Origin of the sequence: Candidatus Accumulibacter meliphilus (genome assembly GCF_036625345.1) — a bacterium.
Taxonomy (GTDB): Bacteria; Pseudomonadota; Gammaproteobacteria; order Burkholderiales; family Rhodocyclaceae; genus Accumulibacter; species Accumulibacter meliphilus.
This window is the reverse complement of record NZ_JAZKTZ010000008.1, coordinates 108,652-122,807: the sequence shown is the minus strand read 5'-3', so window position 1 is coordinate 122,807 and position 14,156 is coordinate 108,652. Positions and strand designations below refer to the sequence as shown.

At 56.2% G+C, this 14,156-nt stretch carries 13 protein-coding genes; 12 read left to right on the top strand and 1 reads right to left on the bottom strand.

Features of this window, described 5'->3' with window-relative positions; all coding sequences use genetic code 11:
• The first annotated feature begins 32 nt into the window (after positions 1-32).
• The 9 genes from V5B40_RS17090 (at position 33) to V5B40_RS17050 (ending at position 10,416) form a co-directional block, all read left to right on the top strand.
• Positions 33-1,241 (top strand): O-antigen ligase family protein, encoded by a 1,209-nt coding sequence (locus V5B40_RS17090; RefSeq protein WP_332355610.1) that lies wholly within the window; start codon positions 33-35, stop codon positions 1,239-1,241.
• On the top strand, positions 1,238-2,074 hold the full coding sequence (locus tag V5B40_RS17085) for a glycosyltransferase family 2 protein (RefSeq protein WP_332355609.1): 837 nt from the start codon (positions 1,238-1,240) through the stop codon (positions 2,072-2,074). Before V5B40_RS17090 ends, V5B40_RS17085 begins: the two co-directional genes overlap by 4 nt.
• Position 2,075: 1 nt before the next feature.
• A complete protein-coding gene (locus V5B40_RS17080; protein ID WP_332355608.1) occupies positions 2,076-3,269 on the top strand; it encodes an aminoglycoside phosphotransferase family protein in 1,194 nt (397 codons plus the stop codon).
• Positions 3,254-4,522, top strand: a complete 1,269-nt coding sequence (locus V5B40_RS17075; protein WP_332355607.1) for a glycosyltransferase family 4 protein — start codon at positions 3,254-3,256, stop codon at positions 4,520-4,522. Before V5B40_RS17080 ends, V5B40_RS17075 begins: the two co-directional genes overlap by 16 nt.
• An 11-nt stretch (positions 4,523-4,533) precedes the next feature.
• Entirely contained in the window at positions 4,534-6,222 is a 1,689-nt protein-coding gene (locus V5B40_RS17070) for a right-handed parallel beta-helix repeat-containing protein (protein WP_332355606.1), read from the top strand.
• Positions 6,222-7,388 (top strand): glycosyltransferase family 4 protein, encoded by a 1,167-nt coding sequence (locus V5B40_RS17065; RefSeq protein WP_332355604.1) that lies wholly within the window; start codon positions 6,222-6,224, stop codon positions 7,386-7,388. Before V5B40_RS17070 ends, V5B40_RS17065 begins: the two co-directional genes overlap by 1 nt.
• Positions 7,381-8,151 carry a WecB/TagA/CpsF family glycosyltransferase gene (locus V5B40_RS17060; protein ID WP_332355603.1) on the top strand — a complete coding sequence of 257 codons (771 nt, stop codon included), beginning with the start codon at positions 7,381-7,383 and terminating at the stop codon, positions 8,149-8,151. Before V5B40_RS17065 ends, V5B40_RS17060 begins: the two co-directional genes overlap by 8 nt.
• 554 nt (positions 8,152-8,705) lie before the next feature.
• Positions 8,706-9,308 (top strand): PEP-CTERM sorting domain-containing protein, encoded by a 603-nt coding sequence (locus V5B40_RS17055; protein WP_332355602.1) that lies wholly within the window; start codon positions 8,706-8,708, stop codon positions 9,306-9,308.
• 403 nt (positions 9,309-9,711) lie between these two features.
• Positions 9,712-10,416, top strand: coding sequence for a PEP-CTERM sorting domain-containing protein (locus V5B40_RS17050; protein WP_332355601.1), 705 nt, complete (start codon positions 9,712-9,714; stop codon positions 10,414-10,416).
• A gap of 371 nt (positions 10,417-10,787) precedes the next feature.
• Here V5B40_RS17050 and epsA read toward each other — a convergent pair whose 3' ends face one another.
• The gene (gene epsA / locus V5B40_RS17045) at positions 10,788-11,603 is read right to left on the bottom strand and encodes an XrtB/PEP-CTERM-associated transcriptional regulator EpsA (RefSeq protein WP_332355600.1); all 816 of its coding nucleotides are present in this window, start codon (positions 11,601-11,603) and stop codon (positions 10,788-10,790) included.
• A gap of 30 nt (positions 11,604-11,633) precedes the next feature.
• Here epsA and V5B40_RS17040 point away from each other — a divergent pair, with 30 nt between their 5' ends.
• From V5B40_RS17040 to V5B40_RS17030, 3 genes are all read left to right on the top strand, one after another.
• The gene (locus V5B40_RS17040; RefSeq protein ID WP_332355599.1) at positions 11,634-11,906 is read left to right on the top strand and encodes a hypothetical protein; all 273 of its coding nucleotides are present in this window, start codon (positions 11,634-11,636) and stop codon (positions 11,904-11,906) included.
• 96 nt (positions 11,907-12,002) lie between these two features.
• The gene (locus tag V5B40_RS17035; RefSeq protein ID WP_332355598.1) at positions 12,003-13,391 is read left to right on the top strand and encodes an undecaprenyl-phosphate glucose phosphotransferase; all 1,389 of its coding nucleotides are present in this window, start codon (positions 12,003-12,005) and stop codon (positions 13,389-13,391) included.
• Between the two features lie 28 nt (positions 13,392-13,419).
• A complete protein-coding gene (locus tag V5B40_RS17030; protein ID WP_332355597.1) occupies positions 13,420-14,100 on the top strand; it encodes a lytic transglycosylase domain-containing protein in 681 nt (226 codons plus the stop codon).
• The last annotated feature ends 56 nt before the right edge of the window (positions 14,101-14,156 follow it).

Sequence of the window (14,156 nt, the reverse complement as noted above, 5' to 3'; positions counted from 1 at the left end):
CCACTCCGATTAAGGCCGCAGCCGGGTTGGTCATGACTGACATAGCCTACCTCATCACGTTGGCGTTCGCCGTCTTCCTGGCGGTAGATCCTTTTGTGTGGCGGCTTGAGCGAATTGCCTTGACGAAGCATCTCCCATTTCTTCTCGCCCTGCCTTTCGTCTTCCTGACCATGGTGGGAGCACGCACTCCTAAACAGGCAGCGACCTTGCCGGGTGTTTTGCCATGCTTTCGGCCTCTGTTGATCCTCGCCTTGTTTATCGTGGCCGGCAGTCTGATTGCCCGCTTCCAATTCAGCATTCCCAATACTTTCTTATTTTCTGGACTTTACATGCTGGCCGCCCCGATGACAGCCTACATGCTAACCCGTTCGAGCGATCCCGTGCGAATGCTGCGTGCTTATCTCGGATTGCTTTTGGTCTTTGGGTTTGTGGTTTTTGCCGGGCTGGTAGTGAATTATGGTGCTAAACAAGTGTATCATGAGCTTGAGTATCTTGTTCCACCCATCGCAGTCTATTTTGTATTTTCTTCCGGCCAGCGATGGATTCGCTGGGCCGGCATATCGTTTTTCCTAGCGTCAGCCATTCTATTCAACAAGAACACCGGCTATCTCACGCTGGTTCTTATTTATCTATACTTAATGTTTTTTGTTGTTTGGCCTGCCTGGAAAAGAGAAGACACCCTCCGCACAATAACGAAAACCTACACGCTGCTGCTTGGCATGTTTGCGGTCGCAGCCTTGGCTGCCTATCTTTTGCAACTTCTGGAATCCTTTCTTCCTTCTGGTAATCCAGAATTCCGCATGCTTACCTATCAACGCGCTTGGGAGAGATTCTTAGACTCTCCTCTCTGGGGCACTGGTTTCACTGCCGCAAGTTCAGAAAAGTTCACCGGTTTTGATACGGGCGTGGCCAACAATGTACTGCCAACCCATAGCGACATACTAGATGTACTTGCCAATGGAGGGTTACTGGGGATCATGCTTTGGCTATGGGCATTGGTTCGCGTCGGAAAGCTAGCCTATTCGTCGATACTGAAGCCGAACAACCGCAGACACCCTTTCGCTGCTTATGCCCACATGCTCGCCTGCATGTCTCTTGCCGCGATCGTGACCTACGTATTCAACCCCATTTTCTCGCAACCTGCGAAATCCATGGTATTATGGGCAAACTTGGGTTTTCTTGCCGGTATATCTTTGCTTGTAAGACTTGAAAACGCAAATGCTACAAAGGAGCAATCATGAATCGCCCTGCCCCAAAAATATCTTTGGTCACCTGCTCTTTCGAGCAGGCGCGCTTTTTAGATGCAGCCATGCGATCAGTGTTAAATCAGGCCTACCCAAATCTTGAGTATATTGTCATGGATGGGGGCTCAAAGGACGGTAGCCGGGAGATTATAGCCCGTCATTCTGACCGGCTCGAGTATTGGGTATCAGAACCCGATGAAGGGCAGACGGACGCATTGGTGAGAGGTTTCGGGCGTGCCTCGGGCGATATTTTTGGCTGGCTTTGCTCAGACGACCTATTGCTGCCGGGTGCTTTGGACTTGATTGGGGGTTATTTTCAGGACCACCCGGACGTGGCCGCCGTCTATGGCAACTGCATCTGGATTGATGCAAATGGACAGCCGATTCGTGTGAAGCGAGAGATGATGTTCGACCGGTTTGTTTTTCTGCATGATCACAACTTCGTACCCCAACCGTCGATGTTCTGGCGGCGCGCCTTGTACGAAGCGGTCGGTGGTCTCGATATAGATTTTAATCTGGCAATGGACGGGGACCTGTGGGATCGATTCGCCTCCTGCACGCGAATTGCACATTTGCCTTATTATCTTTCTTGCATGCGTTACTATCCGGAACAGAAGACACGCAGCATGCAGGCGCGTGGACGTGAAGAGGATCTTCTTATTCGCCGGCGCTCAAGCCGATTGGCACGACTCGATCGGCTGCAACCAGCTCTCCGAGTAATGGCGCGGCTGAAACGGTTTATTTCCAAAGCCGCAGCCGGCGGATATACTGCTCGGGTTCCCAAAGACATTCTTCCATGGTTGGAAGCCCACGCCACGCCGGGCTCCTAGGTTGCAGACACGCAGATTTCCACGTCAGCGTGACAAGGCGCGCCACCAGCGGGTAGCTTTTGAACGTTCCGTAGAGGCTCCTTCAGGCTGGCTCTCTGTTGATGCAAGGCGGAGGCTGTTTCTCCCGCAGGGGAGCAGCCAGCTTCAGGAATATTGCCTGCGCTTTTTCTTGTGGCAACGTTGGCAACTTATCCTTGCGCAAATGGCGCTTAGAACCCGTCACCTTGTTGGTTTTAGCCATATCTTAGCTGCAAGCGAACTGGAAGTCGAAGTAGCCTGTCATTCGGATGCCTTTTTCGAGTTTGGGAAGTTGTTCGGGGAAGGTGTCTTCGATGCCGCATTCAGAGTTGGCAGCTCAGGTCCCAACCAAAAAACTTCTGCTTTGGCAATACCGAGAGCTGGTGCTAACCAAACATTTCTCAAGTGTGCCGCCAGAGGGTCCGCGGACGAGACTATCCGCAAGGAAGTCTCATGGTTATCTCGCTTAGCAGCGCTGAGGATTTTACGCGGGAATATACCAGAGCTTTTGCGCTCCGGGAATATGCGCGGGGGGCGCGCTTATATGATGACTAGCGTGTCGCCGACACTGAACAGCACTCCAAATTTGACAAAACAGCATGAATGGTTTCTTGCTGAACTTGGCCGTGCTACGGGTGAATGGTGTCCTTACGGAGAAACCGATGAGGCCTCGCGTATCGCCAACTTGCTAAGCGACTTGCAAGAGGTCTTGGCACCGGCTATCCATGCTGATTTGCTGGCTGGGTGGGAGGACGCATTGAGCGTTCTTGCCGGCTGGGAAGGCCCCTTTGTCGTGGCGCATCGGGATTTTGCGCCGTGGAATGTTCGTTGGTCTCCGCAGGGCGTTTTTGTGTTCGATTGGGAGTATGCCACCCGACAAGCGAATCCGCTGCATGACTTTTATCACTTCCACTTGGTTCGACCAGCGCTTTCGAGGTGGGAGCAGATCAACCGTGGCGACCTTTCTCGCTTGACACGTGCTGCGCGCGACTATGGGCGGCAAACATATTTCAAAGCGCGGTGGGATAACGATGTGGTGTACGCTTTTCTATTGACCTATCTTCTTGATGTGGTGCTGTTCTATACCAACTCTGGGCGTTTGTTCGATGAAAAGCACCCAATATTATCGACTTATTACTCGCTAATTCGATTAAGGGAACGATGGTTTTGCAAATAGATTGTTTATCATCGCCAGAAGAATGCAAATACTCGATTCTCTTGTCTGCCTATGCTTGTGAACCAGGTTTGGGTTCTGAGGCGGCAGTTGGCTGGGGTTGGGCGGTAAATCTGGCACAAAGTGCTCACCACGTCCATGTCCTTACCCGTAGTTCAAACAGAGCACGTATTGAACTCTCAAACCTCGTACACACCTGCCGTAACCTTCAATTCACCTACTTCGATCTGCCGCCGTGGATGCGCTTTTGGAAGCGCGGGAATAGAGGTGTTCATCTCTACTACCTGCTATGGCAAGTTGGTGCGTATTTCGTTGCTAGGCGGTTGGTGCGCAAGAGACACTTTGATCTTGTGCACCAAGTGACCTACGTTACCGCCAGATTTCCCAGCTTAATGGGGCTGCTTGGTCTGCCATTTGTTTATGGACCTTTGGCAGGCGGAGAGTACGCTCCGCGCGCGCTCTGGCAAGGCATGGAAGTTTCCGGTGTAATTAAGGAGAGCCTGCGTTATGTATCAATGTCATTGTGGCGACTTTCCCCACTTCTCAACTTGACATTTTTTTCAGCACGACGGATATTTGCGACCTCCAATCAAACTTTGCATCAATTGCCAAAGCATGCGCAAAGAAAGGCGCAAGTCATGCTCGGAATTGCTTGGGATAGCGATGACGGAGGGGGGACGTTTCGGCACGCGCGGTCTGGCACTTTCGAAATCCTTTATGCAGGACACTTCGTGTATTTGAAAGGGATGGAGTATGGTCTTGAAGCGGTAGCTCGGTTGCTCGACGAACACCCACATATTCGCTTGACCATGCTCGGCGAAGGCCCCTCGTTCACCCGTTGGCTTAAGAAAAGTCAATCCCTGGGTCTTGATGCAAATGTACGTTGGATCAAGTCCATGCCACGCGACGAGTTTCTGCGTCGGTTGCCTTTCTACGACGCACTGCTGTTTCCTAGTCTTCACGATTCGGGCGGGATGGTTGTGTTGGAGGCAATGGCCGCCGGTCTTCCAGTAGTTTGCCTGGATCTTGGAGGGCCCGGGGTGCTCGTCGACGAAACCTGCGGTTTTAAAGTCACGGCTGCTGACCCAGCTGCTACGGTCGCGGGACTTCATAAGGCCCTTCAGCAATTGGTGGCGGACGAATCGTTGGGCGTCAGGTTGGGCAACGCAGGACGGCGTCGCGCGCATGAAGTATTCTCTTGGAAAGGTCGTGTGGCGCGCATGCTGCGGTGCTACAAAGAGGTGCTAGGAAAATAGAGGGGACGCACATGCTTACAGTAGTGAAGTTTTTGGTGATTGTATCGGCCCTCGTTTTGGGGTTCTTTAATTCTTCGTGGGCTGTAGTGCGCTACGTGATGCCCAATCACCCCAACGCTGCTGACGATGGTGACGGGCGCGTCGATCGCCCTTACCAAACGCTTTCATTCGCGATGAAGCAGTTACTACCAGGAGATACGCTCAAGCTCGCAGCCGGGAAATACCGTGATTCGCTGACATTTCCCTCGCGTGCGTGGTCGAACGATCGTCCGACCACCATAGTTGGCGAGGAAAATGCCGACGTGACAATTATGGGCAGTGACTTGGTGACTGGTTGGGTGGCGAGGGGAAACGGGTTCTATGTAAAGCGCCAGTGGATGACGGAGCCGCAGCAGGTGTCATTGAACGGCTTTGCCTTGAAACAGATTGGAGGCACCATCTTCGAAGGTTATCCCACCAAACCAGGGCATACGATGAAATCTCTGCACGCTTCACAAGGCGGGATTTGGCCAACACGAGATAACGGTTCTGTTGCTGAGATGCCTCCGGGCGCGTTCTATTATGATGACCGGAAGAAAGAGTTGGTCATTCGTGCTTCGCTTGGCGTATCCGCAGAGAACCTACGTGCGGAAGTTTCAACCCGACCATATTTGGTTCAGGGGCAAGACATTGCAGGCGTAACGATCCAGAACATTCGCTTTCGTTACTCGAATACGACTACTCGCAGCCGCCAGGGTGCCGTGACGATAGTGGGTCGCGGGAATACCCTGGATGGTTTGCTGGTTGAAGACATGGATGGCGTCGGAATTGAACTATCCGGCGACGAAAACACTATTCGCAATTGCCGCGTGACCCGTTCTGGTTATCTTGGCATAAAGGCCCGCGGTCGTAATGTAGTGATTAAGAACAACGAGATAAGCTACAACAACACCCGTCGCTTCAACAAATGGTGGGAAGCTGGGGGAATGAAATTTGTGTACCAGGGAGGCTTGCACGGCTCTCAAGTGAGTGGCAACCGTGTTCACCACAACTACGGGGACGGCATATGGTTTGACTGGGGCAACGACAACAACCTTGTCGAACGCAATATTTTGGCATACAACGAAGGTTTCGGAATTCATTACGAAGCGAGTTCCCGAGCAGTTATTCAGGACAACGAAGTTTATGGCAATGGCCAACGGGGAATATACCTTATTCATAGCCGCGAGTCGGTTGTTGCACACAACTTAGTCGTCTTTAATCGACTTGAAGGTATTGCCATTGTCGATGAGAAACGAATTGACCCCAGTGGTTTGCTTGACCTCCGGCCTCAACGCAACTTCATAGTTGGGAATCTGATTGGCTGGAATGGTGATTGGGCTTTGATACTTCCCGGAGAGGAACATAGGAATCTTTCGGACGGCAATCTTTTTTTGCAAGAGAGGGGAGAACCGGGGTTTTCTATGGGTTGGCCAAAAGCACCGTCATACGTCAAGCTTCCTTGGAACTCGTGGCGTATGGACTTCCAACAGGATCGCGGTTCCGTTTCCGTTTCTTCAAAGCTTCCGCGCGCGTTGCGTCAATCTCTTCTCGCGGGCTCGTCTGCGGTTGATTGGCGTGCGTTTGATAGGATAAGAGGAAAGTTTCGGACCTCAATCGGTAGTTCGGGTGTTGCTTTGCCTGAAGGTGTTAGCTTTAGTGGCAAAGCCGGGCCGCGCTGATGCCCGTCAATGTGCTTATCGTCCATAACCGGTATCAATATTCGGGCGGCGAGGACACGGTCGTTGGCGCGGAAATTGACCTGCTGCGCGCGCGCGGCCATGAGTTGCAAACTTATTTTCGCAGCAACGACGACGTGAGCGGCATGTCACCAGTGAAACTGGCCCGACAAACTTTATGGTGTGGTCGGACAACTCGCGAAATGACCGAACTGATCCGGCGCTTTAGACCAGACGTGATCCACGCCCACAACATCTTCCCACTAATTTCCCCATCCTTGTATTCGGCTGCTGAGCAAGCCGGTGTGCCAGTCGTACAGACGTTACACAACTTCCGCCTGATGTGTCTAAATGCGCTTTTCCTGCGCGAGGATAAGGTATGCGAGGACTGCATGGGGCAGTTGCCTTGGCGCGGGGTGGTGCGGGCGTGTTACCGGGGGGGCTACGCGGCATCAGCGGCACTTGCAGGCATGCTGACGCTGCACAGGGCGCTGGGCACCTATCGCAACAAGGTTGCCCGGTACATTGCACTGAACGAGTTCTGTCGTAGTAAGTTCATCGAAGGCGGGTTGCCACCCGAGCGGGTGGTTGTGAAACCGAATTTCGTGGACTTTCCTCCACCAGAGTCGTCTCAGCGCACGGGTTTGCTGTTCGTTGGCCGTTTATCGGCGGAGAAAGGCATTGCAACCCTGGCTGCAGCCATGACACGTCTGCCTGCCGCTCGGCTGAGGGTGGCAGGCGATGGCCCCGAATCTGCTTTGTTGGATAGGATTCCTGGCATTAGGCGGCTGGGGAACGTCCCTGCTGAAAGCGTACGTGAGGAGATGAGCCGAGCGGTTGTGGTGATAGTACCGAGTATCTGGTATGAGACATTCGGCTTAGTTGTTATAGAGGCTTTCGCCTGCTGCACGCCCGTAATCGCCAGCCGAATCGGTGCGCTGGCTGAGATCGTGCGTGAGGGTGAAACCGGACTCCTTTTCGAGCCGGGCAATCCGCGCGATCTGGCCGACAAGATGGCATGGGCGCTGGCGCATCCAGAGGAGATGGCGGATATGGGGCGCAAGGCCCGGGCGCAGTACGAAGCCGAGTTTTCTGCCGAGGTGAATTACCGGCGCCTGATGACCATCTATCAGGAAGCGATCGACGAGGTGAGAGGCCAGCGTGGCTGACGAGCGCCTTACCGGCCGGGTTCTCGGCGTACCGATTGACGCTATCCGATGGGCGCAGGCGCTTGAGCGAATTCGGCAGTGGGGGCAAGGGTATGAAAGCCGCTACGTGTGCATCTGCAATGTCCATTCGGTGGTGACTGCCGGGCAGGACGCAGCGTTCGGCCATGTGGTCGCCGACGCCGATATGGCGACGCCGGACGGCGCGCCCGTGGCCTGGATGCTGCGCAAACTGGGTTTCGCCGAACAGCAGCGAATCAACGGCCCGGACCTGATGTGGAAGTATTGCGAGCAAGCGGCGAGACACGACGAGTCGATCTTTCTCTACGGCAGCAGCGACGAGACGCTGGCGGCTTTGCAGCGGCGCTTGCGCGAAGTCTTCCCAAGCTTGAAAGTGGCCGGTGCAATTTCGCCACCCTTCCGTCCGCTCTCGGCGGAGGAGGATGCGACGGACGTTGCGCGCATCAATGCTTCCGGAGCGGGCACGGTTTGGGTGAGCCTGGGTTGCCCGAAGCAGGAAAAGTGGATGGCGGCGCATCGCGGGCGAATCAACGCAGTGATGATCGGCGTCGGTGCGGCTTTTGACTACCACGCCGGCACGATCAAGCGTGCGCCGCTCTGGATGCAGCGTTATGGGCTCGAGTGGCTGCATCGGCTGTTTTCCGAGCCGGGCCGTCTATGGAAGCGCTACCTGCTCACAAATTCCCTGTTCGTCTTGCTGGCGCTTCGCCAGTTGTTGTGCCGACGCAAGGAATCAACAGGCTGATCGAGCGGGCACTCGTCCTGGTCGCGCAGCGCGCCAGGCCACCCCGTCTGCCATAGCCGATACGGTTCGCCTTCCTTCGGCAATGCCCGAGGCGACCGGCGCGCCATCTCGACCTGGACACCGCCAGGCAAAAAAGGCGGAACGAGAGCAGCCGTGCCTGCGACTGCCCCGCCACGTCGCTACTCCATTCGTTGAACCCAAGAGCAGCGCCGACTGAGCCTTACCGGCAGTGCATCGCTTTCGTCCCCAGGATATGGATTCAATCCCGGCAACAATCGCAGGGACACGACGAACTACGCCAAGTCAGTTGGCCGCTTCGCTTCTGGCAATAGTCCGTTTGGACTAAGCGCGATCTCCGCCGAGCGAATACCTCAATCAAAAACCCCTTAAATCTTGGCGGCAGCAGGAATAGTCCGAATGCGCCATTGCTGCGAAAATGGGCGTTAAGTAGATTAGCCTCGCGTATGAATGGAAACAAAATCACTCCCACGGCGTTTCACCAACCGGCATGGGCCGTGACAACAATCAATCAAATGGACAGGAGATAAATCACCATGAAAACCAAACTTTTCAAGAGCGTGGCCGTGGCGGCTTTGGCCATCGCCGCACTGCCAGCGGCAGCGGCTGACAACAGCCTTACATGGCAGGGCGTGACTTTCAACACTACGGTGATTGACTCAAACACCCTGCAACTGGACATTCTTAATGCCGCCACCGGTGCCACTCCTGACTGGTCCGGTATCAATTATATCAAGGCATTCGAGATCAAGGAGATCGGGGACGTAACGAGTGCCACCATCAGCGGACCAGGTTCATTTGCCGCCAACGTATCGCAGGGGCTTTCCGCCAACGTCGGCTGCCAGACCGGCGGTACGAACGGTGCCTGCTTCACAGGCGCGCCAATCGCGTTGACGGACAACATGGGCTGGACGCTTGGCTTTACGTCGAGTGGCGCTCTCGACTTTTCATTACCCCACCTGAAAGTCCAGTTCCTGAAGGATGCGCTCCAGGACAAGGCGACAGGCGATCTGCTATCTCAAAACATCCCGCCGGTCCCGGAGCCGGAGGCCTACGCCATGATGCTGGCCGGCCTTGGCATGCTGGGCGTAATCGCCCGCCGCCGTCGTTCGTCGGAGGCTCCAGGAACACCCGCCTGATTCAGGCGCGCGGGGGTGCACAAGGGGCACGCCCGCCTTCCAGACCTTGCGGTCACAAAAAACAGATTAAATGGTTCCGGCACCCAGACGATTGGGGAACGAGCACGCATCCAGAAAACTACGGCATAGCCCAAACGGACTATTGTCGAAAACAGCCACTCCGATTTTTTCTTCTCGGCCGGACCTCTGAAGGATGGCGTCCGCATTATTCCTTTTATATTAGAGTCGTGAGCCGGAAGTCCGCTTGCCGACAGGAAAACCCGGCGAGTGGCCCAAAACGGCTATTGTCGAAGTAAATCCCGGCGCGTAAATTGACTGGCGTGGAAAAGGGTATGAAACATCCAGTTTCCCAAACCAGTAGAAAAATCATTAACTCTCTATAAATACCGAAAGGAATCACATCATGGAAATCAGATTCATGGTCAGGAGCCTCGCAGCAGTCGCGGTCTCCGCAGCTCTCGCCGCGCCGGCACTGGCCGCCGACACAGTCAAGCTCGCGGGCTTCACACACAATCCAGCGGCTTCCGTTACCTTAACCGACTCCAGCAATTCACTTAAAAATTACAGTGGGGGCGCCGGCCAGTTCTACGGTACGCTGAACGGAGCGTCCTTCGCGACGTATTGCACCGAGCTTCTCGAAAGCTTCACTTGGAATCAAGGAGATCCCGTACTGAACACCTATTCGGTCGTCAGTGGGATCACTGCTTGGGGTGCCGCGAAGTCTACGGCCATGGACCAGCTCATGTCCTATGCCTTCACCGCGGGTTTGCCGACCAACGCAGACACCTCCGCAGCTGTCCAATCCGCGATATGGGAGGTTCTCAACGAGAACAATACGACAAGCCCGTACAGTTTTAAAAACGGCAACTTGCTGATCTCGGCCACCCCGGCGTCGTCGACACAAGCTGCTCTCGATAGCATGAACCTTGTTCTTGCGAACTTGGGAAGCTATGCGATCACGCAGCATGTGGACCAACTGCACAACGGAACTCAGCAGGACTTCCTCGTCATGGCGCCGGTTCCTGAACCCGAGTCCTATGCCATGCTGTTGGCAGGTTTGGGAATTGTTGGTGCTGTCGCTCGCCGTCGCAGGTCCGCAGAAGCGTGATCACGGGCTAGCCGCTCGGCCGCACAGGGAGGTGGGAAGATCGTGGCCGAGCGGCATTGCACGTTTTAAAGGGGGCGATGGCTACGGCGGTGAGCCAAAACATCCGGGAAGCTGCAATTCGCGGCATTGCCGGGCGATCGACCACAGAAAGCGGCAGGCGGGCCATTCGCCGGCCTGGCGACCCCACCGGCAGCGGTCGCATGCCGCTACCAGCACCACTGTTCACAGCCCGGAAGCTTGCTTGGTTCTCGTCGCGGGAGAGTGACCGGATGGCCACCGACCCGGTCGCCGGACGAGGCGCCGTCGTCCTGGCTGGGCCGCTTCGCGGTCGCCAACGAGCGACGACTCTCCTACCCAATTCCTCCCGAAAACTATGCGGAAGTCAATACCGGGGATGCGGCCTCACGGATGGCTTGTTCCAGCTTGCCGACTGCCTGCGCTCTGTTGCTGACGTTGAATTTGTCGAAGATGCGCTTCAGGTGGTTCTTCACGGTGAAGCCGCTGATACCGAGAATCATCCCGATTTCTAAATTGGTCTTGCCTTGACGAACCCACTGCAGGATTTCCAGTTCTCGGCTGCTCAGGCCGGCCGGGTTCAGGGACTCGGGCACGACGGACTCGGGCACGACGGGCGCGAGGGCCAGCCCTCGCGTCTGCAGGCTTTCGATCCTGCTTACCGCCGCATCGACATGCGGCAGCAACAGTTCGAACAGTCGCTGTTCGTTCTCGGTAAACTGACCTGTCTGACGCAGCAGGACATAGAAGTGGTCGAGCTTGAAGCGCGCATCGTGAATGCCATGGAAAAGACTGTATTTCATGCTCGCCGTCGCCGCGAGGCAGTCGCCTTCCCTGTGGTCGTTCCCCAGGTCGTCGGGGACGGCCGCCGAGGCGACTGTCGCGCCAGCAGTCATCCATTGTTGGTGCGCATTTAGGCCAAGCTTCGAGATTTTGTCGCGCGGCAGTTTGGACGTGCGCATCCCGGGCATTGAAGACACGACGTCATAGTGACAATTCTCGCTGCCGATGGGCCCGCTGTATGAAATCAGCGCGTCATGAGGAATTATCCGCTGCACATCCCCCTGCAGCCACACCAGAAGCTTGAAGTGGTTGGCAATGGACAGCGAGCCGCGCATGGTCTCGATGACCTGCGCGCTGCTCAGTCTTGTTGGTGATGAAGTCAGGATCATTACTTATTTCTCTTCTTTAAGTTCACCGGCGTGCTGACGGCGATTGCACCGCCATGCGACAGGTCGACGCAGGCAGGGGCGAAAGATCGAGGTCTCGTTCACCTGCAAGCTCACCGCCTGGCCGCCAACTCGCTTACCCAGGCATCCGTCGCCATTGCTGGCTTTCCCGGCAGCACCGCAGCGCTCGAATCGAGTGAGCACATGGCGAAATCGTCGATGGACGAACCTTGCCATGTCTGCGAACAGCCGGACGAGAACTGCGTCACGGTGACCTTGTGTTCGCTCGATAAAATGACTCTGTGATCGCTAGACGATCGATCGTGACCAGCTGGCTGCGTTTGCCGATGCCGGAGAGGACCGTGATGAAGACATATTGTTGGCCGAAAGGCAGTTTCTGAGATGGCTGCGAATCGACCATTTCTTGGCGTCAATCGGGCGGGTGGCGCCCTGTTCCGGCTGACCGAGTCGCTGGTGGACCCGGTCGCCCAACTGGTCGTTCTGGCGGGGCTCATGCACGCGTCGGGCGACGATCAGTACCATCACTACGTGGTGCTCGGTGTCCTTCTGTTTTCACTGAGTTTTCCTGGCAGGAGCATGATCGAACAGCGTTTTCGCGTCACCGTTCGCGACGTGCTTCTGAGCTGGCTGGGCGTCACCTCGCTGCTGGGCTTCTTTGGCTGGGCCACCGGCCTCTACAAACTTTTTCCCGAGGAGTTGCTGCTCGCTTTGCTGTGGTTGACGCCAGGCTTGCAGCTTGCCTGTCATTTGGCCCTGCGCCTGCTGATGCCACGGCTGCTCTCGATGAGTGGCCACAAGAAGCGTGCGGTGATTGTCGGATGCAATGAACTGGGGACGCACCTGGCTGCAGAAATTGCCGCTCATCCAACACTGGGGATCGAACTCGTCGGCTATTTCGACGACCGCGACATTGGCCGTGTGGGTATTGACTCGAAGCGACTGTGCGGCCGCTTTGCCGATGTCGCCGGACATGCCAGGACTGACGCCATCGACATCATCTACCTGGCACTGCCCATGACCAGCCAGCCACGCATCCTTTCCTTGCTCGATACGCTGACCGACACCACCGCATCCGTGTATTTCGTTCCCGATGTCTTTGTTACGGATCTGATTCAGGCGCGGATGGATGCGGTGGGCCGCGTGCCCGTCATGGCGGTGTGTGACACGCCGTTTGCCGGGCTGAACGGGGTGGTCAAGCGCTGCAGCGACATCGTTCTCTCGCTGACCATCCTGCTGCTCATTTCTCCTGTCCTGCTGCTGATCGCCGCATTGATCCGCCTGGATTCGCCGGGGACGATCATTTTCAGGCAGCGGCGTTACGGACTCGATGGCAAGGAGATCGTGGTCTTCAAGTTCCGTTCGATGACGGTCTGCGAAGACGGCCCCCTGGTCGCCCAGGCGTGCCGGGGAGACGCGCGGATCACGCGGCTTGGCGCTATCTTGCGCAGGACATCGCTGGATGAATTGCCGCAATTCTTCAATGTGTTACTCGGCGAAATGAGCATTGTCGGGCCACGCCCGCACGCCGTCGCGCACAATGAAACCTACCGCAAACTGATCAAGCGCTACATGGTGCGCCACAAGGTCAAACCGGGCATTACCGGCTGGGCGCAGGTCAACGGTTACCGTGGTGAAACGGAAACGCTCGACAAGATGCAAAAGCGGATCGACTTTGATCTGGAGTATCTGCGCACCTGGTCGCTGAAAATGGATTTGTACATCGTTTGCCGTACCGTCATTCTGGTCTTCAAGGACAGCAGTGCCTATTGAGGCGCCTACTCGCCGAACAGGAAGCCTCTTGTTTGCTGGCGTGCTCCTGGCGGCGACAGCGCTGCTGTCAACGCCCGCGTTCAGCCAGGCGCGAGATGGCGTTCGCGCGACCTACGCTCGACCCGGCAAAGCGGGCAAGGGGCCGAATCCGTTTGTCCTGACCATTCAGCGTTCAGACTATCGTGCCAGGAGGGATGCGACAGCGAGCACCGCCAGGAACAGCAAGCCTGACGGCCAGTTCTCCGGCCTGATCGAGCGCCATGCGCGTGGCAAGGGCGTGGATCCGGCCCTCGTGCATGCGGTCATTCGCGCCGAGTCGGGCTATCGTCCCGAGGCGGTGTCCCCGAAAGGGGCGGTCGGCCTGATGCAATTGATGCCAGATACGGCCAGGCGCTTTGGCGTTTCGGATCCGGCCCATCCCGAGAGCAACGTTGGTGCAGGGACCACCTACCTTCGTCAGTTGCTGGACCGTTTCAAGAGTGTGCCGCTAGCCCTGGCAGCCTATAACGCTGGTGAAGGAGCCGTCATCCGTTATGGAAACAGCGTTCCGCCTTTTCCGGAAACCATGGCCTATGTCAGCAAGGTTCTTCGGGACTATGGTGGGGCGGCCATTTCGGCGAGTCCCGTCCAGCGTGTCTATATGGAAGGCACCCGCCTGACCAATCGCAATCTGGCGCCGTATCGCCTGCTTTCGACGCCGTACAGGTAGGCCGGCGTCAGCCAGCCCTGGCCCGCCGAGCGCGACCTGGTCAAGCACTAGCCTGC